A 21,918-nucleotide genomic window follows, 5' to 3' on the forward strand; every position below is an offset into this window, starting at 1 on the left:
TCAATAATCTTTTTTTCTTGATTTTTTATCATACTTTTGCATCGGGAATTGATCATAAGAATGAAACAACATGTATTTATGTACTAGAAAAAGATTTTGCTGCTGCCCAAAAAGCAATAGTAAACTGCAGATAAAAAAATTCATCTTCCAAGGCACAGGCTCTGTGTGCTGGCCATCGGTCATTGCCTGCGTGCCTGTTTGTCAACCAAAGCCTGAGAATAGTAATACGACGATTGCCTGCCAGTAACTAATATTCCGCATGGAATGAGTAAAATAAAAATTTCGCTTTACAAATAACAGATAAAGTATTAAAATAAACAAAAAGATATCTTCAGGGCAGGGTGAGATTCCCTACCGGCGGTAAAGCCCGCGAGCCGAGAGGCATGATCCGGTGAGATTCCGGGGCCGACAGTACAGTCTGGATGGAAGAAGATGATAGTACAGTTGATTTTTTGAATGAATGTAGTATCAGAGCTCTGAGATGGTGATCCATTTCAGAGCTTTTTATATAGGGAATCAGACATTCATTTATCGATCATATGTAACAGATCAATTCTACCCTGCAGATATTTCTGCAGGTTTTTTTTGTATCTGGTACATCGTTTTCGAAATAAATATACCACTCACTTGTCTGTGAATCCGATTGCACAGATCTAAAAGCCTCGGCGTACCAGAGCGTGTTTGAAAAATCATTCCTGCAATCTGCACGCCCCACTTTGCGGTATATTTTGCCCGAATTCAGTTGCCGTAGCCCGCTACGGCGCCCTCATCCGGACAAAATCTCCCACAAATTGTGACGCACATCTTGCAGAAAGCCTTTTTCAAACACGCTCTAGACAAAGAACAGGAATAAGAAAGAAGGAATAAAAATGACGGATCAGGAATATATGCTTCGGGCGATTCAGCTGGCCAAAAAAGGAGAAGGCTGGACGAATCCCAATCCGATGGTAGGGGCAGTGATCGTAAAAGACGGAAGGATCATCGGGGAAGGCTATCATAAAAAGTATGGAGAACTTCATGCGGAACGTAATGCAATTGCTTCCCTCACAGAACCAGCAGAAGGTGCGGTGATTTATGTTACGCTGGAGCCTTGCTGTCATCATGGAAAAACACCTCCATGTACGGAAGCGATCATTGAACAGAAGATCAGAAAAGTGGTGATCGGTTCCCGAGATCCGAATCCGAAAGTGGCAGGAAAAGGTGTACAGATGTTAAGGGAAGCCGGTGTAACAGTAGTTGAAGATTTTATGAGAGAAGAATGTGATCAGCTGAATCCGGTGTTTTTCCATTATATTACTACGAAAACCCCATACGTGGTGATGAAGTATGCCATGACACTGGATGGGAAGATCGCAACGAAGACAGGAGCATCAAAATGGATCACCGGAGAAGCGGCAAGAAAAGAAGTACAGCATATGCGGCATCAGTACATGGGGATCATGGCAGGTATTGGAACTGTGCTTGCAGATGATCCGATGTTGAACGTCCGGGTAGAAGGCTGGAAAAGTCCTGTCAGGATTGTGTGCGACAGTAAGCTCAGGATCCCGCCGGACAGTCAGATCGTAAAAAGTGCGGAAAAGTACCGGACGATCGTGGCTTATGCAGATCAGAAAAATACAGAAGAAAAAATAAAAATATTACATACCATGGGAGTTGAGACCATTTACTGTCCGGATGAAAAGGATCAGATAGACCTTAAGAAGCTGATGACAGATCTTGGAAACAGGGGTATTGACAGCATCCTCCTGGAGGGAGGCGGTACGTTAAATGACAGTGCCCTGCGAGCCGGAATTGTAAAGGAAGTACAGGCTTTTGTGGCACCAAAGCTGTTTGGTGGTGTGGCCGGGAAGACACCGGTAGAAGGTATCGGAGTTGAATTCCCGTCTGAAGCAGTAGAACTGAAATATATAGATATCTGCCAGATCGGTGAGGACATCCGGATAAGATGTCAGGTGTGTGAGAAAAAACAGGAGGAATCATGTTTACAGGAATCGTAGAAGAGAAAGGAAAAGTCCGTTATATACAGCTGACAGGAGAATCAGGGATCCTGGCAGTGAAAGCCCGGAAAGTCCTGGAAGGGACAAGAATCGGTGACAGTATTGCTGTGAATGGTGTGTGTCTGACAGTTACGTCGATCCAGCCGGACGGATTTACTGCCGATGTGATGGCAGAGACGATCAGAAGAAGCAGTCTTGGCAGTTGCAAAGCTGGAAGCCAGGTAAACCTGGAACGTGCAATGGCTGCAGATGGCAGGTTCGGGGGACACATAGTAAGCGGCCATATTGATGGGACTGGAGTGATACGTTCCATGCTCCGGGAAGAAAATGCCATCTGGGTATCAATTGAGACATCGCCACAGATCTTGCATCTGATCGTGGAAAAAGGATCCGTTTGTATTGATGGGATCAGCCTGACAGTTGCAAGGGTTGATGAAGCTGGTTTTCAGGTGTCGGTCATTCCACATACAGGAGAAGAAACCAACCTTTTGGAAAAGGTGCCGGGGGATCTGGTTAATCTGGAAAATGATGTGATCGGAAAATATGTAGAAAAACTGCTTGGCATCAGAAAAAATGAAGAAGAGAAAAAAGAATCCGGAATTACGATGGAGTTTCTTGAAGAATTCGGGTTTTAGAACAGGAGGATATACACTATGTCACAAAATTATCAGTACAACACAATTGAAGAGGCACTTAGGGATCTTAAGGAAGGAAAAATAGTTCTGGTCACAGATGATCCGGACAGAGAAAATGAGGGAGATCTGATATGTGCGGCAGAGTTTGCGACCCGGGAAAATATTAATTTCATGGCGACTTATGCAAAGGGTCTTATCTGTACACCGATGAGTGCAGAAATTGCGGCGAGATTGAATTTTCCGCCGATGGTTGCTGAGAACACGGACAATCACAGTACAGCATTTACCGTGGCAGTGGATCACGCAGATACAACCACCGGTATCTCTGCGGCAGAACGCTCCTATACCATTATGAAGTGTGTGGATGATCAGTCAAAACCGGAGGATTTCAGAAGACCGGGACATGTGTTTCCGCTTATTTCCAGAAAAGGCGGGGTTCTGGTACGAAATGGCCATACGGAGGCAACAACAGATCTTATGAGACTTGCCGGACTGAAAGAATGCGGCGTGTGCTGTGAAGTTATGAAAGAAGATGGCACTATGATGCGTACATCACAGCTATGGGAAATGGCAAAAGAGCATAACCTTACATTTATTACGATCCGTGATCTGCAGGATTATATAAGAATACATGAAAAGCATGTAAAGGAGGAAGCAGCTGCAAACCTCCCAACGCAGTACGGTGATTTTAAAATGTATGGCTATATCAATGACATTACAGGAGAGCATCATCTGGCACTGGTAAAAGGTGATCTAGGAGATGGTGAGGATGTGCTTTGCCGTGTACATTCGGAGTGCCTGACAGGAGATGCATTCGGATCGCTCAGATGTGACTGCGGCCTGCAGCTGCAGACAGCGATGCGCCAGGTAGAGGCGGAAGGCAGAGGGATCATTCTGTATATGAGACAGGAAGGCAGAGGGATCGGACTGATCAATAAGATCAAAGCCTATGCGCTTCAGGAACAGGGATATGATACCGTGGAGGCTAATGTGAAGTTAGGGTTTGCACCGGATCTCAGAGAGTACTGGGTTGGGGCACAGATACTGTCAGACCTTGGTGTGAAATCATTAAGATTACTGACCAATAACCCGGATAAAGTCTATGGGCTTGGCGAATTCGGGTTGAAGATCAATGAGAGAGTACCATTGGAGATTCCGGTACAAAAGTATGACCGGAAGTATATGAAGACGAAGCAGGAAAAGATGGGTCATATTTTTAAAGAAATAAATTTATAAAAAACAGCAAATAGCAGGAGGAAGAAAAAATGAGACAGATCAATTTAGTAGAAGGAAAAGTAGTAGCACCGGAGGGAATGAAGGTTGGTATCGTGGCAGCGAGATTCAATGAGATCATTGTGAATAAATTATTGGGAGGGGCAGTCGACGGACTGGTAAGACATGGAGTAGAAGAAGAGAATATTACTGCAGCATGGGTGCCGGGAGCATTTGAGATTCCGCTTACAGCACAGAAAATGGCACAGTCAGGAAAATATGATGCAGTTATCTGCGTGGGAGCTGTCATTCGTGGAGATACTTCACATTATGATCTGGTGTGCAATGAATCTGCCAAGGGGATCGCACAGGTTGAACTTGCAACAGGGATCCCGGTCTTATTCGGAGTGATCACGACTGAGAATATCGAGCAGGCTATTGCGCGGGCAGGAAGCAAAGCGGGAAATAAAGGCTATGACTGTGCGTTATCTGCGATCGAGATGGTCAATCTGATGAAGCAGCTCTAATAGATAGGGAAATAAATGATGACAAAAACAATCATATTCGATTATGATGGAACGATCCATCATACCATTGGAATCTATGAACCGGCATTTCGTGAAACCTATCAGTGGCTGACAGAACAGAAGGCTGCAGAAGAACGGGAGATAGGCTCGGCGGAAATTGCCGGCTGGCTGGGATTTAACAGTAAGGAGATGTGGAATACATTTTTGCCGGAGCTGGATCAGAGCTATAAAGAGCAGGCAAGCAGGATGGTAGGAGAACTGATGGTCAGACAGATCAGGAAGCATAAGGCAGTGTGGTATCCGGGAGCAGAGGAGATGCTTACAGCCCTGAAGAACCGGGGATATCATCTTGTGATCTTAAGTAACTGTAAAGCATCCTATCGTGAGGCACACTGGAAGGAATTTGGGATGGAACGATGGTTCGATCATTTTTATGACTGCGAATCGTATGGATTCCGTCCAAAGACAGAAATTGTGCAGGAAATCATCCGGGAATATACAGGCCCTTATCTGGTGGTCGGAGACAGGAGGCAGGATCTGGAATGTGCCAGAGCCTGCAAAAGCCCATTTATAGGATGCCTGTATGGATATGGTGAGAGCGGGGAGCTGAACGGAGCAGATCGTCTTGCAGAACATATAGAGGATATACCACAGTTGGTGATATGAGGATGAGCTCAGCTTTATCCGAAAGCAGAAGCTGTACACTGACAGAAGGCATAGGACTGACGGGAACGGCATAAATATTATAAAAATCCGAAGGATCCTGAAATATGATTTCCCTCAGTCTATGTATGATCGTAAAAAATGAAGAAGCAGTTCTTGAGAGAATTTTAAAGCCGGTTTCTCAGGTGATGGATGCGATCCTGATCGCAGATACCGGTTCTTCAGACAGAACAAAAGAGATCGCGGAGCAGTATACGTCGCAGGTGTTTGATTTTCCCTGGTGTGATGATTTTTCTGCTCCGCGTAATTTTCTTCTGGAAAAAGTCCGCACCGATTACTGGATGTGGCTGGATGCGGATGATGTCCTGGATGAAGAAAATCTGGAAAAACTGAAGAGTCTTAAAGAAACTCTGGATCCCGGAACAGATGTTGTAATGATGGAATATGCGGCAGGGTTTGACCAGAGCGGGAGAACAACATTTTCTTATTTTCGGGAGCGGATAATGAAAACATCCAGAAATTTCAGATGGAATGGGGCAGTTCATGAAACTGTGATTCCGGAGGGAAATATCATTTATTCAGATGTGGTGATCCGGCACCGGAAATGTGGAAAAGGTGATCCGGACCGTAATCTTCGCATTTATGAAAAAATGCTGGCAGGAGGAGAAACGCTGGAACCCAGACATCAGCTTTATTATGGGAGAGAACTGTATTATCATCAGCGTTATCCGGAGACAGAGGCTGTGTTGGTGGAGTTCCTGAAAAATCCGCCCGGATGGCTGGAAAATAAGATCGATGCCTGTTTTGTACTTGGACAGTGTTACCGGAAAATGGGAGAAAAAAAGTACGCACTGGAAGCTTTTCTGTACAGCCTGACTATGGATGTGCCGAGGGCGGAAATCTGTTGTGAGGTCGGAAAGATTTTTCTGGAAAGAGAGCTTCCCAGACAGGCTGCCTACTGGTACGGGCAGGCGCTCACTGTGCCTTCAGATAAGAAAAAGGGTGGATTTTTTATGGCTGAGTGTCATGGATTTGTGCCATATATGCAGCTTTGCGTTTGTTATGATAAAATGGGATGCCCGGAGCAGGCATTCTTTTTTCATAAGAAAGCGATGGAACTGAAGCCGGAAGATCCGGGAGTATTGTATGACCAGAAATATTTCCGGGAAAAATATGGTCTGTCATAAAATGAAAGACATATTTATTATATTTTCCTGGCAGGGTACAGGCTTGCGGGGATCCTATGCACAGGTAAAAGCTGTTGTCATATACTGTAGGGAAAGTTATTTTCCTATGAGGTGATCGAAGAATGCTGTTCAGGCATCGAAAACGTAAGGAAATGGAAATGCAGCAGGACAGTCATGAGGATTTGTCCTGTATGTCCTGTTATGGAAATCATAGTTCCTGTGGATGTGACAGATGTGGAGCAAGAGGCTGCCCAGGCCCTGTGGGACCTACAGGACCAACCGGTCCCAGAGGCTGTCCGGGAGTTCCGGGTCCTATGGGTCCTCAGGGACCGCAGGGGGAACCGGGAATACAGGGATATACGGGAGCCACGGGCCCGGCTGGAGCAACGGGTCCAGCGGGAGTCATCGGTCCGACGGGAGCAACAGGAGCCACCGGTCCTGCAGGAGTAACAGGTCCGACGGGAGCAACGGGAGCGACAGGAGCAACAGGAGCCACGGGTCCAGCGGGAACGACGGGGGTAACAGGTCCGGCTGGTGCGATCGGAGCCACGGGTCCAGCAGGTCCAACAGGAGCAACAGGAGCCACCGGCCCTGCCGGAACAGTAACCCCGGCAGCTGCTGTTGGAAATGCAACAACGGTAGATGATATTGTGGAGGATTTTAATGCACTTCTTGCAAACCTTCGTGATGCAGGACTCCTGGAAAGATAGTGAAATGATAAACACACGTTACTGTGCGGCTGCGTATTTTATGCAGCCGCTGCATATTCTCCATAAAAATATTTCATTGTAGCTTTCCGATGAAAGGTGCTATAATATTCTTATGTAAGTATGAACATGGGGGATGAAATCGTGAAAAAAAACAAGTATGAGATCGATATGTGTAATGGGTCGATCATGGACAAGCTGATTTCGTTTTCACTGCCGCTGATGCTGTCCGGTATCCTGCAGCTGATGTTCAATGCAGTGGATATCGTGGTAGTGGGACGTTTCAGCGGAAGTGAGGCGCTGGCGGCAGTAGGCTCCACTACCGCACTGATCAATGTGTTTACCAACCTTTTTATCGGGATTTCTCTTGGTGCCAATGTGCTGGCAGCCAGATTTTATGCTGCCGGTAAGGATGAAGAAATGTCAGAAACAGTACATACATCGATCCTGCTGGCTCTGATCAGCGGGATCATCATGGCAGTTCTGGGAGTGATCTTTGCCAGAATCTGCCTGGAACTGATGGATACACCGGACGATGTGATCGATCTTTCTACTCTTTATATGCGTATTTATTTCCTGGGAATGCCGTTTTTTATGCTGTATAACTATGGTGCGGCGATCCTGCGTGCTGTGGGAGATACCAAGCGGCCGCTGGTCTTTCTGATCATTTCCGGCTGTGCCAATGCGCTTTTGAATCTGTTTTTCGTGATCGTGTGTCATTTAAGCGTGGCCGGTGTGGGAATCGGAACGGTGATCTCTCAGCTGATCTCCTGCATTCTTGTCCTTCGGTGTCTGTATCAGACAGAGGGAAGCTATCAGCTGCGTTTTTCAAAACTGTCCATAAAGGGAGAGTACCTGAAGCAGATCTTCCAGGTGGGACTGCCTGCCGGGATCCAGAGTACAGTGATCAATTTTTCCAATGTACTTCTTCAGTCTTCTGTAAACTCCTTTGGTTCCATTGCTATGGCAGGATATACAGCAGCCAATAATATTTTTGGATTTCTGTATGTGTCCGTGAATTCGGTTACCCAGGCCTGCATGAGCTTTACCAGTCAGAATTATGGTGTGCGAAAACCGAAACGTATGGACCGGGTGCTTGTTGACTGTATGATCCTGTCCTTTGTCGTATCCTTTGCCATGGGCTGTGGTGCATACTTTTTCGGTCCGCAGCTTCTGAAGATCTATACGGAAGACCCTAAGGTTATCCAATGCGGAATGGAGATTCTTGCCTATACCACAGTTACCTATTTCCTCTGCGGACAGATGGATCTGTTTCCGGGAGCACTGCGCGGAATGGGACGCTCCGGTGTGCCGATGATCCTGTCTATTATCGGAACGGTCGGCCTTCGAATTGTGTGGATTTTCGGAATTTTCCCGGCTCACAGATCACTGAAAGTACTGTTTATTTCTTATCCGGCATCCTGGATCCTTACGATCATCATGCAGGTGACCTGTTTCTGGTTTGTAAGGCGGAAAGTTCACAGGCAGCTTCTGGGAGAGACTGCAGAATAAAAACGAATACACAGAATATCAGAAAAAGCGGATAGAATTCCGCTTTTCTGTGTTTACGGGGAAAATAAAACAGGTCAACTCATGTCCATTTTGCAAACAGGAGACATTGGAGCTGGAAAATAAAGAATATGGAGGAAACATGGAATTATTAAAACCTGATTATTACGACGAATTTACCTGTATTGCAGACAAATGCACCATCAGCTGCTGCAGGGAATGGAAGATCAACATAGATGATGAAACCTACAGAAACTGGAAAACCATCCAGCCGCCGTCAGAGGTGCCCGGACACAGAAGCTGCCTGCAGGCCTATACCATGAAAAAGGACGGCAGCCGGATCATGAAGATGACGGAAGAGCACGATTGTCCTTTTCTTGCAAAGAACAGACTGTGCTATCTGGTAAGTGCTTATGGGGATTCGATGCTTTCAGAGACCTGCCAGATTTTTCCAAGGGAGATCCATGAATTTCAGGATCATAAGGAAGCGACCATGATGCCCTGTTGCCCGGCTGTCCTGGACATCTGGAAGGGGAAGAAAAGAATCGCTTTTCCGGAAACTCCAAAAGAAAAGGAACAGCCGCTTTTTCTTGTGCGCCGGAAGGTTATGGATCTTATAATGGATCCTGAAAAAACACCGGAGGAAATCCTTCTTGAAAGTTTTTATGTTCTGAAGGAACTTCACTGGAACATGCCGCTTACCACAGAGCTTGTGGAAGATTATTTTTCAGAGAAAACGATTCGCCAACTGGAACATGCTATTAATGAAATAGAGCTGCCTGTTCTGGATACCATGGACGAATGCAATGAACTTTTGCAGGACCTGGCTGTAAATTACCGGAAAGAGGGACTTTACCGGAAATATCTGGAGCCGGTGATGGAACTTGCGGAGGAATTGTCCGAAGAATATGAGGAAAAGGAACTGGTGGAAGCCCGGGAGGATTTTTATCGGAAATTTCGTGTATATGAAGACCTTCTCCGGAGCTTTCTTGCCAACGAAGTATATTCAGATCTTCTGACACCGGAGGGAGATCTGGAAGATGCCCTGGTCCATATGCAGTGGATCGGTATGGAATATGCCACCATCCGCCAGGCTGTTTTTCTTCGGTGGCAGAAAGATGGACGGGGATCTCTTCCCTACGAAACACTCCGGGATTATATGGTAGTGATCTCCAGAATGACCGGATATGAGGAAGACGATATCCGGGAATATCTTGAGAACAGTTTTGAAGAGCTTCTGTGGGAGTGGGGATATTTTGCGCTGATCACAGGGAAATGACTTTATAACTTAAAGTTATATTAAGTATTAAAAATATACATTTTAATTATATGATGTTTTGTGTTAGAATATAGGACGAATAGGGCAGCGGAGGAATGACTGCCCTGAAATGGATAACGATCAGAAAGGAACTTGTTTTATGGATAAGGGAACAATTTTTAAATTTCATAATGACCTTGATACCGATCAGATCATTGCATCCCAGTATCTGCTTCTGCCGAATCTGGATGAAATGAAAGGCCACACATTTGAATCACTGGATCCGGATTTTTCCAAAAAGGTTAAACCGGGAGATTTTGTAGTTGGAGGAGAGAACTTCGGATGCGGATCCTCCAGAGAGCAGGCACCGGGTGTTCTTAAGGCACTTGGAGTAAAGGCAGTTATTGCGAAATCTTTTGCCCGTATTTTTTTCCGCAATGCCATTAATATCGGACTTCCGGCAATTGTCTGTAAGGATCTTCCGGATGCTGTGAAGACAGGAGATACCCTGGAGCTTCATATGTCCGAGGGAACTGCTGTTGCCAATGGTAAGACTTATTCCTGCACAAAACTGCCGGAATACATGCAGAATATACTGAATCAGGGCGGCCTTATCGCTTCTCTGAACCGTGAGGAGGAATAAGAGATGGGAATGACGATCGCAGAAAAAATCATCGCGGCAGCGGCTGGAGTGGACAGTGTAAAACCCGGAGATATCTATACAGTTCAGCTGGATCATCTGATGAGCAATGACGGAACCACACATCTGACTGTTGACATGTACAACAACAAATTAAAAAATCCACATATCGCAGATACAAAGAAACTGGTATTTATCGTAGACCACAATGTACCGTCTGACAGCCCGAAAACAGCAGCATCCCAGAAAAAAATGAGAGATTTTGCAAGAGAAAACAACATTGATTTCTGGGAAGGAAAAGGCGTGTGTCATCAGATCATGATCGAGAATTATGTCCGTCCGGGACAGCTGATCTTTGGTGCAGACAGCCATACCTGTTCTTATGGAGCACTTGGCGCTTTCGGTACTGGTGTAGGATGTACAGACTTTCTTTATGGAATGGTAACCGGAACTTCCTGGGTTATGGTACCGGAAACTGTGAAATTCAACCTGACAGGGAAACTTCCTGAGGGTGTTTATGCAAGAGATCTGATCCTTACCATTATCGGAGAGATCGGAGCAAACGGATGTAATTATCAGGCAATGGAGTTTACCGGCGAAGGCGCCAAAACATTAAGCATCAGCGACCGTATGGCTCTCTGCAACATGGCTGTTGAGGCCGGTGCGAAGACCGGAATCTTTGAGGCAGATGACAAGGCTCTGGAATATCTGAAAGAGCATGGCCGTGAACCAAAAGCTGTATATCACAGCGATCCGGATGCTGTTTACGCAAGAGAGTACACCTTCGATCTTTCCAAAGTACGCCCGGTTGTAGCGAAACCGGACTTCGTTGACAATGTAGTTCCGGCTGAGGAAACCTGCGGCATCAAGATCAACGAGGCATTTCTTGGCTCCTGTAACAACGGCCGTATTGAAGACCTCCGTGTAGGCGCAGAGGTGATCAAGGGTAAAAAAGTTGCAGAAGGCGTTCGTTTCCTGGTCGTTCCTGCAAGCCAGACCATCTACCGCCAGGCATTAAAAGAAGGCCTGATTGATATCTTCATGGAAGCAGGCGCTATTGTGATGAACCCGAACTGCAGTGTATGCTGGGGAAGCTGCCAGGGTGTGATCGGTGAGAACGAGGTTCTTATCAGCACCGGAACACGTAACTTCAAGGGACGTGCCGGACATCCGAGCTCCAAGGTTTATCTGGGATCTGCGGCAACGGTTACCGCATCTGCCATTGCAGGTGAGATCGCAACTGCAGACAGAGTATAAAAACCTCAGAAAAGATATTCAGGAATAAACAGGAGAATATACATATGGAAGCATTTACAGGAAAAGTGTGGGTACTGGGCGATGATATTGACACCGATATCATCATTCCGACCGAGTATCTGGCGCTGAAAACCATTGACGATATGAAACAGTACGGATTCAGTCCCCTTCGCCCGGAGCTGGCAGGACAGATCCAGAAAGGTGACATTATTGTAGCAGGAAAGAACTTCGGCTGCGGTTCCTCCAGAGAGCAGGCACCGGAGATCATTAAAGCACTGGGCGTACAGTGTGTTATTGCGAAATCTTTTGCACGGATCTTTTTCCGCAACTCCATCAACAACGGCCTTCTTCTTATCGAACAGCCGGATCTTCACGACAATGTGAAAGAGGGAGATGAAGTTACAGTTGTGATGAACGAGCATGTAGACCATAACGGAAAACAGTACCCGATTGCTTCTCTTCCGGAGAATCTGATGGATATTATTCAGGCTGGCGGACTTGTAAAAGCCATGCGCAAACTGAACGGTCTGGACTAAGACGGAAAGGAGAGAAATAATGGGTGAGACGATCATTGAGAAAATTATCAGACATAACACAGGCAAAGCAGTAAAGCCTGGCGATATCGTGACGGTCAATGTTGACAGAGTGATGATCCATGATATCTTTATTCCGTTTGTAGCGGACAAATTTGAGGAGATGGGCTTTCAGAAGCTGTGGGATCCGGACAAGGTTGTTCTGATCTATGACCATCTTGTACCGGCAAGTCAGCAGGATGATACCAGACATTTCCATGTGGGAGATGCTTTTGCAGCTAAATATGGCATGAAAAACGTACACAGAAGTGACGGTATCTGTCATCAGCTTATGACTGAGGCAGGTTATGTTAAACCCGGTAATATTGTATTTGGTACAGACAGCCATACCACGACTTATGGATGTGTCGGTGCGTTTTCTTCCGGCATCGGTTACACAGAGATGGCCAGCATCCTGGGAACAGGAACCATGTGGATCAAGGTTCCGGAAACCATAAAGGTTGTGATCGACGGAGAACTTCCGGAGAATGTGATGTCCAAGGATATCATCCTCCGCCTGATTGGCGACCTTCGTGCAGATGGTGCAACTTATCGTGCACTGGAATTTTCCGGAAGCACCATTGAGAACATGTCTGTGGCAAGTCGTATGACCATGGCAAACATGGCGATCGAGGCAGGTGCAAAATGTGCACTTTTCACACCGGATGAGAAGACTGCCGCTTACTGTGAGACAGAGCTTGATGAGTTCCAGAAGAGTCTTGTAGGCGATGAGGATGCCGTTTATATGAAGACCATGACTTATAAGGCAGAGGATTTTGTACCGGTTATGGCTTGTCCGTCACAGGTGGACAAGATCCGTGATGTCAGCGAGCTTCAGGGTGAGACCATCGATCAGGTATTTATCGGTTCCTGTACAAACGGACGTCTGGAAGATCTGATGGCAGCAGCAGAAGTCCTGAAGGGCAAAAAAGTTGCAGACTTTGTAAAACTGATCGTAACTCCTGCAAGCCGCAAGATCTACCGTCAGGCCATTGAACTTGGTATTCTGGATACGCTTGCTGAGGCAGGTGCCATCATCACACATCCGGGATGCGGACTTTGCTGTGGAAGAACCGGCGGAATCCTGACAGACGGGGAGAAGGTTGTGGCAACCAACAACCGTAATTTCCTAGGACGTATGGGAACTTCCAAGGTTCAGATCTATCTGGCATCTCCGAAAACTGCAGCAGCCTGTGCGATCGCAGGTAAGATCGTAATGCCGGAATAAGCAGCAGAAGATCCGTTCGGAAATACTGCTGACAGAAACATAAAAAAGAAACGTATGAAAGGACAGATTTTCGCGAGGAGTGGCAGTCTGTCTTTTTTTACCGGATCAGAAGGATCCGGGATAAGTCATTTTTACAGAAAATGGGATTTATTGTATTATAATAACAGCCAGTGTGACAACATAACATATATTACATAAGACTCGAGGGATAAGGGTATGGAGAAAAGATCAACCATCAGTAAAAAGACACTGAAGATCATACTTGGGATCTGCATTGGCGTAACAATCCTGGCAGTGGCAGGGTTATTTGTCTATACATACTTGGCAGATCACAATACGCTGGGACGGAAGATTTCCATATGGGGAGTGGATGTTTCCGGACTGGATGCAAAGCAGGCAGAAGAAAAGATCACTGCGGAATTTGCAGATCGTCCGGTATCCTTTCAGGAAAATGATCAGGAAGTTTACAGTACTACTTTGAAAGAGCTGGGCTACAGTCTCAATGAAGAAGCCCTTCTGAGTAAGCTTACAGAAATTCAGAAACAGCGGGAAGAGAGCCGGAAGCTTTTTCCAAAGGAAGAAAATATAGAACCGGAATGTCAGATCGAGGAAGATGAGGAGCAGGAAAAGCAGGCTCTCGATCTTTCAAATTTCGGTACGGAAGAAAGAAAAGCTTCTGTTGATGCAGCCATTCAGTACGATAAGGAGAAAAAAGAATTCACCCTTGTGAAACAGGTACAGGGGACGGAAATCGATCCGGATAAGCTGGAGACTACCGTGGACACAAATCTGAACGCAGCATTTGATACGGCTCTGCTTGGGGATACCATCACAGTACCGATCAACAAGCATGTGTATGTAAGCCCGACGGTCACTGTAACAGAGGATATGAAAAATAAGATTACAGACCTGAACAGCCAGCTGAAGAAATACCGCAGCAGTACAGTAACTTATACATTCGGAAGTGAAACGGCTGTTCTGGATTCCGATACGATCACATCCTGGCTGAAGGCTGAGGGGGAGACGCTGACTTTAGATGAAGAAGCCATTAAAGCCTACATCAGTGAGCTTGCCAACAAATACAATACCATTTATGTTCCCCGCACCTTTCATACATCTGCGGGAACGGATGTGACCATTGAGGGAAATGAGTACGGATACCGGATCGATCAGGACGGAGAATATGCGCAGCTTCTGGAAGACCTGAAAAGTGGTACTGCTGTAACAAGAGAGCCTGTTTACAGCAAAAAAGGATACCAGAGAAACGGAACAGACGATCTGGCAGGCAGTTACATAGAGGTCAGTCTGGATGCACAGCATTTGTGGCTGTATAAGGACGGAAGCCTTGTGACGGAAACAGATATTGTCAGTGGTAAGCCGGTGAAGGGGCGTGAAACATATCGTGGTGCATGGCCGATCGCATACAAAGCAAGTCCCTATAATCTGTCAAGCTCTGAGTATGGATACAACGTAAAGGTTAATTACTGGATGCCTTTTGTCTACGGGCAGGGACTTCATGATGCATCCTGGCAGTCATCCTTTGGCGGGAACCGTTATAAAACCAACGGAAGCCACGGCTGCATCAATCTGCCTAAGGATCAGGCAGCACTGATCTATAACACCATTGATGCAGGTTATCCGATCATTATTTACTGATAGGAGCAAAAAAGCTTCGGAGAGATCCGGAGCTTTTTTTATGCCCGAAAATGAAAATTATCATGGAAGCAGGATCGTAAATGATAAGGTTTTTCAAAAGTACGTTAAAAAAAACACAAAAAAATATCGAAAAAGCCTTGTCGAAACAGAAATAACGTGATATGATGATTTCGGAAATCGAGCTAATACACTTCTTAATTGCGGAGGAAGAGTGTTTTTCTCTTTTATTTGGGTGCAAATTGATAAAAAAACTCAAATAAGTGTTAGTTGAGATTTCATTTTTTTATTCATGTATCGTTAAAAAAAAGACAATATATGAACAAGAATATCTACTATAAACGTCAGATTTTAGACTAAGAAAGGATAATGAAAGGTATGAAGTACAGTTATTATCCGGGTTGCACCCTGAGAACAAAGGCCAAAGATCTGGATGAGTATGCCAGAGCCAGTGCCACAGCCCTTGGGTTTGAGCTTGAGGAGATCGAGGACTGGCAGTGTTGTGGTGGTGTTTATCCGCTTGGCACAGACGAGATCGCCACAAAGCTTTCTTCCGTCCGTGCGTTAAACCAGGCAAAAGAAAAAGGCCAGGATCTGGTGACGATCTGTTCAGCCTGTCATCATGTGATCAAGCGTGTCAATGATGATATGAAAAATGTGGAAGATATCCGGACCAGAGCCAACAATTATATGCAGTTGGAAGCTCCCTATGAAGGAGAGACAACCGTTCTCCATTATCTGGAGGTTCTCCGGGACAGAGTCGGTTTTGATAAACTGAAAGAAAAAGTAGTAAATCCTTTTACCGGAAAGAAGATCGGAGCCTATTACGGATGTCTGCTTCTGAGACCTGGAAAGATCATGGCATTTGATGATCCGGAAAATCCAAGGATCATGGAGGATTTTATCCGTGCCCTTGGCGCTGAGCCTGTGATCTATCCTTACAGAAATGAATGCTGTGGAGGATATATATCCTTGAAAGAAAAAGAAATGTCACAGAATATGTGTGAAAAGATTGAAGAAAGCGCAGCCGGATTTGGCGCAGATATGCTGATCACTGCTTGTCCACTGTGCAAATATAATCTGAATAAAAATGCCGGAAACAGACTGCCGGTTTACTATTTTACAGAGCTTCTGGCAGAAGCCCTTGGCGTCAAAGAGGAGGTGGCAAAATGAGAGATAACCATTCTGCTGCGGAAAAAATAAAGGAGATCAGTGGAACCAATCCTTTAAAATGCATGAAATGCGGCAAATGTTCCGCAACCTGCCCTTCTTTTGACGAGATGGATATCAAACCTCATCAGTTTGTATCCTATGTGATCAATGAAAATATCGAAGCACTTGTAAATTCAGCATCCCTTTGGAAATGCCTTTCCTGTTTTGCCTGTGTGGAGCGCTGTCCGAGAGACGTAAAACCCGGAAAGATCATTGACGGGGCAAGACAGCTTGTTGTCCGGGAAAAAGGTGGCAACTATCTTTCACCAGATGAGATCCCGGAACTTCTTGATCCGGATCTTCCTCAGCAGCTGCTGGTAAGTGCATTCAGAAGATACAGGAGGTGAGAAAGTGCAGAGAATCGGTGTATTTGTCTGTCATTGCGGAAGTAATATTGCCGCTACGGTAGACGTGAAAAAGGTTGTGGAGATCATTGCAAAAGAGCCAGGAGTTGTCCATGCAGAAGATTATCAGTATATGTGTTCCGAAGCAGGACAGTCCAGGATCCAGGAAGCCATCCGTGAAAAAAATCTCACAGGAGTGGTTGTCTGTTCCTGTTCTCCGCGTATGCATGAGGCAACTTTCCGTAAAGCAGCGGAAAAGGCCGGCCTGAATCCATATATGGTGGAGATCGCAAATATCCGTGAGCACTGTTCCTGGATCCACAAGGATATGCAGGAGGCTACGGAGAAGGCCGTGATCCTTGCAAGAGCAGCAGTAGCAAAAGTTAATTTAAATGCTCCTCTTCAGCCGGGAGAAAGCCAGGTTACAAAGAGAGCCCTGATCATCGGAGGCGGTATCGCCGGAATCCAGACGGCTCTTGATATTGCCGATGCAGGCTATGAAGTTGATATTGTGGAAAAAACACCAAGTATCGGCGGAAGAATGTCACAGCTTGACAAAACCTTCCCTACTCTGGATTGCTCCGCATGTATCCTTACTCCAAAAATGGTGGAGGCTGCAGCTCACGAAAAGATCAATATCTATACATACAGTGAAGTAGAAAAAGTTGCAGGTTTTGTAGGAGATTTTACTGTTGATATCCGCAAAAAAGCGCGAAGTGTCAACATGGACAAATGTACAGGCTGTGGAGTCTGCCAGGAAAAATGTCCTTCCAAAAAGATTCCAAATGAGTTCAACAGAGGGCTGAACAACCGGTCAGCTATCTATACTCCGTTTGCACAGGCAATTCCAAATGTTCCTGTGATCGACAGAGAGCATTGCCTGAAATTTAAGACAGGCAAATGTGGTGTCTGCTCCAAAGTATGTCAGGCAGGAGCCATTGATTACGATCAGCAGGATGAGATCGTAACACAGAAATACGGAGCGATCGTGGTGGCAACCGGATTTGATACCATCAAGCTTGACAAATACGATGAATACGCATACAGCCAGAGCAAGGATGTGATCACATCTCTGGAGCTGGAGCGTATCATGAATGCTGCAGGACCTACAAAAGGACATCTTGAGCGCCTTTCCGATGGAAAAGCACCGAAGGAGATCGTATTTATCCAGTGTGTTGGAAGCCGTTGCTCCGATGACCGCGGGAAGCCATACTGTTCCAAGATCTGCTGTATGTACACAGCTAAGCATGCCATGCTGATCCGTGATAAATATCCGGATACCAATGTGACGGTATTTTATATTGATGTCCGTACACCTGGTAAAAACTTCGATGAGTTTTACAGAAGAGCAGTTGAGCAGTATAACGTAAACTACATCAAAGGTCAGGTAGGAAAAGTAATTCCGCAGCCGGATGGAACACTTCTTGTTCAGGGCTCGGATCTTCTTGATAATAAGCAGATCTTCAAGAAAGCAGATATGGTAGTTCTTGCAACAGCCATTGAACCGAATCCGGATGTACGTAAGATCGCTACCATGCTTACTGCAAGTATTGACACCAACAATTTCCTTACAGAAGCTCATGCAAAGCTTCGTCCTGTAGAATCACCGACAGCAGGAATTTTCCTTTCCGGTGTATGCCAGGGACCAAAGGATATACCGGAGACAGTTGCCCAGGCAGGAGCTGCGGCTGTAAAGGCCATAGGGCTTCTTGCAAAGGACAAGCTGACAACCAATCCATGTACGGCAAGATCCGACGAGCTTCTCTGTAACGGATGCTCTACCTGTGCAAATGTATGTCCTTACGGAGCGATTTCCTATGAGGAGAAACAGGTCAACGATCACGGTATCCGTGAGACAAGAAGAGTTGCGGTTGTCAATACAGCACTTTGCCAGGGCTGCGGTGCCTGCACAGTAGCCTGCCCGTCAGGAGCCATGGACCTTCAGGGCTTCTCCAACAGACAGATTATCGCGGAGGTGGATGCAATATGTCGATAGAAACAAAGGAAGAATTCAGACCAAAGATCGTGGCATTCTGCTGTAACTGGTGCAGCTACGCCGGAGCAGACCTTGCAGGAAGCAGCCGTTTAAGCTATCCGGCGGATGTAAAGATCATCCGTGTTCCATGTTCCTGCCGTGTCAATCCCATGTTCATCCTCCGTGCCTTTGAAAAAGGAGCCGATGGTGTGATCATGTGCGGATGCCATCCGGGAGACTGCCATTACAGTACCGGAAACTATTATGCAAGAAGACGTATGACACTTCTGTTTTCAATGCTGGATTACATTGGGGTGGAAAACGGAAGAACACGTGTGGAATGGGTATCTGCCGCAGAGGGCGTGAAATTTTCACAGACTATGAATGAGTTTGTTGAGAAGATCCATTCACTTGGTAAAAACGTGAGATTGGAGGATATAAGATGCAGGAGCTGATAAAACGTGCAAAGGAACTGCTTGCAGATGGCACGGTAGCCCGGGTTCTTGGGTGGAAAGCCGGAGATCTTGCCTTTAATCCGGAACCAGCCTATTTTGAAACACCGGAATCTCTGGAGGATTTTGTTTATGATGGATTCTGCGGTGCCAATTTAAGCAAGTATATGATCGAAGCTTCCAAGCTGGAAGGAAAAACCATGGTCTGTCTGAAGCCCTGCGATACATATAGCTTTAACCAGCTTTTGAAAGAGCATCGTGTGGACAGAGAAAAAGCCTATATCGTAGGTGTTGGCTGTAAAGGAAAGCTGGATATTGAAAAGATCCGCAAAATGGGGATCAAGGGTATCCGGGGAATTTCCGGAGCAGAGATTACCGGAGATGCCGAGATACTGACTGTGGATACTGTTTACGGAGAAAAAACCTGTGCATACAAAGATGCCATGCTGGAACGCTGCCATGTATGTAAAGGAAAAGAGCATAAAATTTACGATGAACTGATCGGTGAGTCAAAGGAGACAAAGGACGCTGACCGTTTCGCAGAAGTTGAGCGGATCGAGGCAATGAGTCCGGAAGAAAAATTTGCATTCTGGCAGAGCGAGCTGAGTAAATGTATCCGCTGTAATGCCTGCCGTAATGTATGTCCGGCCTGCAGCTGCCGCAAATGCGTTTTTGACAGCAACAAGTTCGATAGCGCCCAGAAGGCAAATGTGGATTCCTTTGAGGAAAAGATGTTCCATGTGATTCGTGCCTTCCATGTAGCCGGAAGATGTACGGACTGTGGCGAGTGCAGCAGAGTCTGCCCGCAGGGAATTCCCCTTCATCTGTTTAACCGTAAGTTTATCAAGGATATTGATGCGTTTTACGGTGAGTATCAGGCAGGCGAGGATGCGGAGTCAAAGGGTCCGCTTACCAGCTTTACCTTTGAGGATGTAGAGCCAGGGATCGTGGCAGAAAGGGGATAATGTATGTATAAGATCGCAGTAGAAAATCTGCCGGCATTATTCCGGAAAATTGCCGCAGACCAGGAATTATATTTACCGGTAAAGGTAAGTGAGCAGGTGAACTTCAAGGCATGGAGCGAGGATGCAGAAGTTTCCCTTGAAACACTGAAAACCGTGAAATCACCGAAGGATGCTTTCTTTCCGCAGAGTGAAAATCTCTATACCTGTAAAAAAGATGGGAAAAATATCAGCATTGAGCCTCAGGCACTGAAAGACCAGAATTTTGTCGTATTCGGAATGAGAGCCTGTGATGTACAGGGCGTGAAAGTTCTCGACAATGTGTTCCTTGGGGATCCGGTGGATACTTTTTACCAGGCAAGAAGAGAACATGGAACTATCGTAGCTCTTGCCTGTCATGAACCGGAGGAAAGCTGCTTCTGTAAAGTATTTGGCATTGATGCTGCAGATCCGGAAGCAGATGTTGCAGCCTGGATCATCGAGGGAGAACTTTTCTGGAAGCCTCTCACAGAAAAAGGAAATGCTCTGACAGAAGCTGTGAAGGAGCTTTTGGCAGATGCTGATGAGACAAAGGTAGAAGAGGAGAAGAAGGCAATCCGTGGTATTATCGAGCTTCTTCCATATACACATCTTTCACTGGAAGGATGGGCGCAGGAAGAATACATGGACCGTTTCAATTCTCCTGTATGGGAGAAACTGTACAAGCCTTGTCTTGCCTGCGGAACCTGTACCTTCGTATGTCCGACCTGTCAGTGCTATGACATTAAGGATTACGATACAGGGCACGGTGTTCACCGTTACCGCTGCTGGGATTCCTGCATGTACTCTGATTTTACCATGATGGCTCACGGAAACAACCGTACCAGCCAGATGCAGAGATTCCGTCAGAGATTTATGCATAAGCTTGTTTATTATCCGTTAAATAATGACGGCATGTTCTCCTGTGTTGGCTGCGGCCGCTGCGTGGAGAAATGTCCGGAATCTTTAAATATCGTAAAAGTCATCAAGGCCTTTGAAACACAGGGAGGTGAAAAGAATGAGTGAATGTACCTGTCATAAAAATTATACACTGGATACGCTGATCCCCAAGGTTGGCGTGATCACAGATATCCGTCAGGAGACACCGGATGTAAAAACCTTCCGTGTGGAAGCTCCGGAGGGTGGAAAGCTTTTCGAGCATATGCCAGGACAGTGTGCCATGGTCTGTGCACCAGGCGTCAGTGAAGGTATGTTTTCCATTACTTCTTCTCCGACTGTAAAGGATTATCAGGAATTCAGCATCAAAAAATGCGGATCCCTTACCGATTATCTCCACAGCCTTCAGGTTGGAGATGAGATCGCAGTCCGCGGACCATACGGAAATCATTTTCCGGTGGAAGATAAGTTAAAGGGAAAAAATCTCCTGTTCATCGCAGGTGGAATCGGTCTGGCACCTCTTCGTTCCGTGATCAATTATGTGCTGGATAACCGTGAGGATTACGGAACAGTAGATATTCTCTATGGTTCCCGTTCCGCAGATGATCTGGTGCAGCTTAAGGAAATCCAGGAAGTATGGATGAAAACAGAAGGTGTAAATGTATATCTTACCATTGACCGTGAGCAGGAAGGCTGGGACGGTCATGTAGGATTTGTTCCGAATTATCTGAAGGAGATTGGTTTTGATACCAATAAGACCGCTCTGGTCTGCGGCCCGCCGATCATGATCAAATTCGTTCTGGCAGGACTGGAAGAGCTGGGCTTCTCCAGAGATCAGGTATATACCACACTGGAGCTTCGTATGAAATGCGGTGTCGGAAAATGCGGCCGCTGCAACATCGGAGACAAATACGTCTGCAAAGACGGCCCAGTATTCCGATGTGATGAGGTGGATGAATTACCTAATGAGTACTAAGTTATAGATTGCACCTTAAGAAACTTTCAAATATATG

At 46.0% G+C, this 21,918-nt stretch carries 21 protein-coding genes, 2 pseudogenes and 1 riboswitch; of the genes and pseudogenes, 22 read left to right on the forward strand and 1 reads right to left on the reverse strand.

Annotated features, from left to right (window positions below; all coding sequences use genetic code 11):
• The first annotated feature begins 323 nt into the window (after nt 1-323).
• Nucleotides 324-438: riboswitch (FMN riboswitch) on the forward strand.
• A gap of 117 nt (nt 439-555) precedes the next feature.
• Nucleotides 556-792 (reverse strand): annotated as a pseudogene (locus LI091_RS18655) (DUF6783 domain-containing protein).
• Between LI091_RS18655 and LI091_RS18660 the strand changes: the two are divergent.
• The 22 genes and pseudogenes from LI091_RS18660 to LI091_RS14630 all read left to right on the forward strand — a co-directional run.
• Nucleotides 742-867 (forward strand): annotated as a pseudogene (locus tag LI091_RS18660) (DUF6783 domain-containing protein); the annotation flags it as partial. The pseudogenes LI091_RS18655 and LI091_RS18660 sit on opposite strands and share 51 nt — an antisense overlap.
• 2 nt (nt 868-869) lie before the next feature.
• Nucleotides 870-1,997 (forward strand): bifunctional diaminohydroxyphosphoribosylaminopyrimidine deaminase/5-amino-6-(5-phosphoribosylamino)uracil reductase RibD, encoded by a 1,128-nt coding sequence (gene ribD, locus LI091_RS14530; RefSeq protein ID WP_129974986.1) that lies wholly within the window; start codon nt 870-872, stop codon nt 1,995-1,997.
• Nucleotides 1,979-2,632 (forward strand): riboflavin synthase, encoded by a 654-nt coding sequence (gene ribE / locus LI091_RS14535; protein ID WP_265191299.1) that lies wholly within the window; start codon nt 1,979-1,981, stop codon nt 2,630-2,632. Before ribD ends, ribE begins: the two co-directional genes overlap by 19 nt.
• Before the next feature lie 18 nt (nt 2,633-2,650).
• Nucleotides 2,651-3,868 carry a bifunctional 3,4-dihydroxy-2-butanone-4-phosphate synthase/GTP cyclohydrolase II gene (locus LI091_RS14540; RefSeq protein WP_118515669.1) on the forward strand — a complete coding sequence of 406 codons (1,218 nt, stop codon included), beginning with the start codon at nt 2,651-2,653 and terminating at the stop codon, nt 3,866-3,868.
• Nucleotides 3,869-3,897: 29 nt separating this feature from the next.
• Nucleotides 3,898-4,371 (forward strand): 6,7-dimethyl-8-ribityllumazine synthase, encoded by a 474-nt coding sequence (gene ribH / locus LI091_RS14545; RefSeq protein WP_006427673.1) that lies wholly within the window; start codon nt 3,898-3,900, stop codon nt 4,369-4,371.
• A gap of 15 nt (nt 4,372-4,386) precedes the next feature.
• Nucleotides 4,387-5,037 (forward strand): HAD family hydrolase, encoded by a 651-nt coding sequence (locus LI091_RS14550; protein ID WP_021650403.1) that lies wholly within the window; start codon nt 4,387-4,389, stop codon nt 5,035-5,037.
• Between the two features lie 104 nt (nt 5,038-5,141).
• Nucleotides 5,142-6,221 (forward strand): tetratricopeptide repeat-containing glycosyltransferase family 2 protein, encoded by a 1,080-nt coding sequence (locus tag LI091_RS14555; protein WP_044960686.1) that lies wholly within the window; start codon nt 5,142-5,144, stop codon nt 6,219-6,221.
• 122 nt (nt 6,222-6,343) lie between these two features.
• Entirely contained in the window at nt 6,344-6,931 is a 588-nt protein-coding gene (locus LI091_RS18775; RefSeq protein ID WP_118368380.1) for a collagen-like protein, read from the forward strand.
• 126 nt (nt 6,932-7,057) lie between these two features.
• Nucleotides 7,058-8,440, forward strand: coding sequence for an MATE family efflux transporter (locus LI091_RS14565; RefSeq protein ID WP_326928966.1), 1,383 nt, complete (start codon nt 7,058-7,060; stop codon nt 8,438-8,440).
• A 139-nt stretch (nt 8,441-8,579) separates the two neighbouring features.
• Nucleotides 8,580-9,716 carry a flagellin lysine-N-methylase gene (fliB, locus tag LI091_RS14570; protein WP_044962413.1) on the forward strand — a complete coding sequence of 379 codons (1,137 nt, stop codon included), beginning with the start codon at nt 8,580-8,582 and terminating at the stop codon, nt 9,714-9,716.
• Nucleotides 9,717-9,855: 139 nt separating this feature from the next.
• Nucleotides 9,856-10,338 carry a LeuD/DmdB family oxidoreductase small subunit gene (locus tag LI091_RS14575; protein WP_022426042.1) on the forward strand — a complete coding sequence of 161 codons (483 nt, stop codon included), beginning with the start codon at nt 9,856-9,858 and terminating at the stop codon, nt 10,336-10,338.
• 3 nt (nt 10,339-10,341) lie between these two features.
• Nucleotides 10,342-11,592, forward strand: coding sequence for a 3-isopropylmalate dehydratase large subunit (locus tag LI091_RS14580; RefSeq protein ID WP_118071372.1), 1,251 nt, complete (start codon nt 10,342-10,344; stop codon nt 11,590-11,592).
• A gap of 44 nt (nt 11,593-11,636) precedes the next feature.
• A complete protein-coding gene (locus LI091_RS14585) occupies nt 11,637-12,128 on the forward strand; it encodes a LeuD/DmdB family oxidoreductase small subunit (RefSeq protein WP_021653000.1) in 492 nt (163 codons plus the stop codon).
• Nucleotides 12,129-12,147: 19 nt separating this feature from the next.
• Nucleotides 12,148-13,392 (forward strand): 3-isopropylmalate dehydratase large subunit, encoded by a 1,245-nt coding sequence (locus tag LI091_RS14590; RefSeq protein ID WP_021652999.1) that lies wholly within the window; start codon nt 12,148-12,150, stop codon nt 13,390-13,392.
• Between the two features lie 216 nt (nt 13,393-13,608).
• Entirely contained in the window at nt 13,609-15,048 is a 1,440-nt protein-coding gene (locus LI091_RS14595; RefSeq protein WP_147603061.1) for a L,D-transpeptidase family protein, read from the forward strand.
• A 375-nt stretch (nt 15,049-15,423) separates the two neighbouring features.
• Nucleotides 15,424-16,218, forward strand: coding sequence for a CoB--CoM heterodisulfide reductase iron-sulfur subunit B family protein (locus LI091_RS14600; protein WP_044962411.1), 795 nt, complete (start codon nt 15,424-15,426; stop codon nt 16,216-16,218).
• On the forward strand, nt 16,215-16,604 hold the full coding sequence (locus tag LI091_RS14605; protein WP_118063559.1) for a 4Fe-4S dicluster domain-containing protein: 390 nt from the start codon (nt 16,215-16,217) through the stop codon (nt 16,602-16,604). The genes LI091_RS14600 and LI091_RS14605 overlap by 4 nt, the downstream gene beginning before the upstream one ends.
• A 4-nt stretch (nt 16,605-16,608) precedes the next feature.
• Nucleotides 16,609-18,597 (forward strand): CoB--CoM heterodisulfide reductase iron-sulfur subunit A family protein, encoded by a 1,989-nt coding sequence (locus LI091_RS14610; protein ID WP_022426048.1) that lies wholly within the window; start codon nt 16,609-16,611, stop codon nt 18,595-18,597.
• Nucleotides 18,588-19,031 (forward strand): hydrogenase iron-sulfur subunit, encoded by a 444-nt coding sequence (locus LI091_RS14615; protein ID WP_015524686.1) that lies wholly within the window; start codon nt 18,588-18,590, stop codon nt 19,029-19,031. Before LI091_RS14610 ends, LI091_RS14615 begins: the two co-directional genes overlap by 10 nt.
• Nucleotides 19,019-19,993: a 4Fe-4S dicluster domain-containing protein gene (locus LI091_RS14620; RefSeq protein WP_265191301.1), complete on the forward strand. Its 975-nt coding sequence runs from the start codon at nt 19,019-19,021 to the stop codon at nt 19,991-19,993. The genes LI091_RS14615 and LI091_RS14620 overlap by 13 nt, the downstream gene beginning before the upstream one ends.
• 3 nt (nt 19,994-19,996) lie before the next feature.
• Nucleotides 19,997-21,034 carry a 4Fe-4S dicluster domain-containing protein gene (locus tag LI091_RS14625; protein WP_022426049.1) on the forward strand — a complete coding sequence of 346 codons (1,038 nt, stop codon included), beginning with the start codon at nt 19,997-19,999 and terminating at the stop codon, nt 21,032-21,034.
• The gene (locus LI091_RS14630; RefSeq protein WP_015524689.1) at nt 21,027-21,881 is read left to right on the forward strand and encodes an FAD/NAD(P)-binding protein; all 855 of its coding nucleotides are present in this window, start codon (nt 21,027-21,029) and stop codon (nt 21,879-21,881) included. Before LI091_RS14625 ends, LI091_RS14630 begins: the two co-directional genes overlap by 8 nt.
• Nucleotides 21,882-21,918 lie beyond the last annotated feature (37 nt).

Origin of the sequence: Blautia sp. MSK20_18 (genome assembly GCF_020553125.1) — a bacterium.
Lineage (GTDB): Bacteria > Bacillota > Clostridia > Lachnospirales > Lachnospiraceae > Blautia_A > Blautia_A fusiformis.

Bases quoted from the DNA above. Each gene is read 5' to 3' on its own strand.
- fliB (WP_044962413.1), top strand. From the start codon at position 8,580: ATGGAATTATTAAAACCTGATTATTACGACGAATTTACCTGTATTGCA.
- LI091_RS14540 (WP_118515669.1), top strand. From the start codon at position 2,651: ATGTCACAAAATTATCAGTACAACACAATTGAAGAGGCACTTAGGGAT.
- LI091_RS14620 (WP_265191301.1), top strand. From the start codon at position 19,019: ATGCAGGAGCTGATAAAACGTGCAAAGGAACTGCTTGCAGATGGCACG.
- LI091_RS14625 (WP_022426049.1), top strand. From the start codon at position 19,997: ATGTATAAGATCGCAGTAGAAAATCTGCCGGCATTATTCCGGAAAATT.
- LI091_RS14590 (WP_021652999.1), top strand. From the start codon at position 12,148: ATGGGTGAGACGATCATTGAGAAAATTATCAGACATAACACAGGCAAA.
- LI091_RS14550 (WP_021650403.1), top strand. From the start codon at position 4,387: ATGATGACAAAAACAATCATATTCGATTATGATGGAACGATCCATCAT.
- LI091_RS14585 (WP_021653000.1), top strand. From the start codon at position 11,637: ATGGAAGCATTTACAGGAAAAGTGTGGGTACTGGGCGATGATATTGAC.
- LI091_RS14600 (WP_044962411.1), top strand. From the start codon at position 15,424: ATGAAGTACAGTTATTATCCGGGTTGCACCCTGAGAACAAAGGCCAAA.
- LI091_RS18775 (WP_118368380.1), top strand. From the start codon at position 6,344: ATGCTGTTCAGGCATCGAAAACGTAAGGAAATGGAAATGCAGCAGGAC.
- LI091_RS14580 (WP_118071372.1), top strand. From the start codon at position 10,342: ATGGGAATGACGATCGCAGAAAAAATCATCGCGGCAGCGGCTGGAGTG.
- LI091_RS14555 (WP_044960686.1), top strand. From the start codon at position 5,142: ATGATTTCCCTCAGTCTATGTATGATCGTAAAAAATGAAGAAGCAGTT.
- ribH (WP_006427673.1), top strand. From the start codon at position 3,898: ATGAGACAGATCAATTTAGTAGAAGGAAAAGTAGTAGCACCGGAGGGA.
- ribD (WP_129974986.1), top strand. From the start codon at position 870: ATGACGGATCAGGAATATATGCTTCGGGCGATTCAGCTGGCCAAAAAA.
- LI091_RS14595 (WP_147603061.1), top strand. From the start codon at position 13,609: ATGGAGAAAAGATCAACCATCAGTAAAAAGACACTGAAGATCATACTT.
- LI091_RS14575 (WP_022426042.1), top strand. From the start codon at position 9,856: ATGGATAAGGGAACAATTTTTAAATTTCATAATGACCTTGATACCGAT.
- LI091_RS14605 (WP_118063559.1), top strand. From the start codon at position 16,215: ATGAGAGATAACCATTCTGCTGCGGAAAAAATAAAGGAGATCAGTGGA.
- LI091_RS14565 (WP_326928966.1), top strand. From the start codon at position 7,058: ATGGGGGATGAAATCGTGAAAAAAAACAAGTATGAGATCGATATGTGT.
- LI091_RS14630 (WP_015524689.1), top strand. From the start codon at position 21,027: ATGAGTGAATGTACCTGTCATAAAAATTATACACTGGATACGCTGATC.
- LI091_RS14615 (WP_015524686.1), top strand. From the start codon at position 18,588: ATGTCGATAGAAACAAAGGAAGAATTCAGACCAAAGATCGTGGCATTC.
- ribE (WP_265191299.1), top strand. From the start codon at position 1,979: ATGTTTACAGGAATCGTAGAAGAGAAAGGAAAAGTCCGTTATATACAG.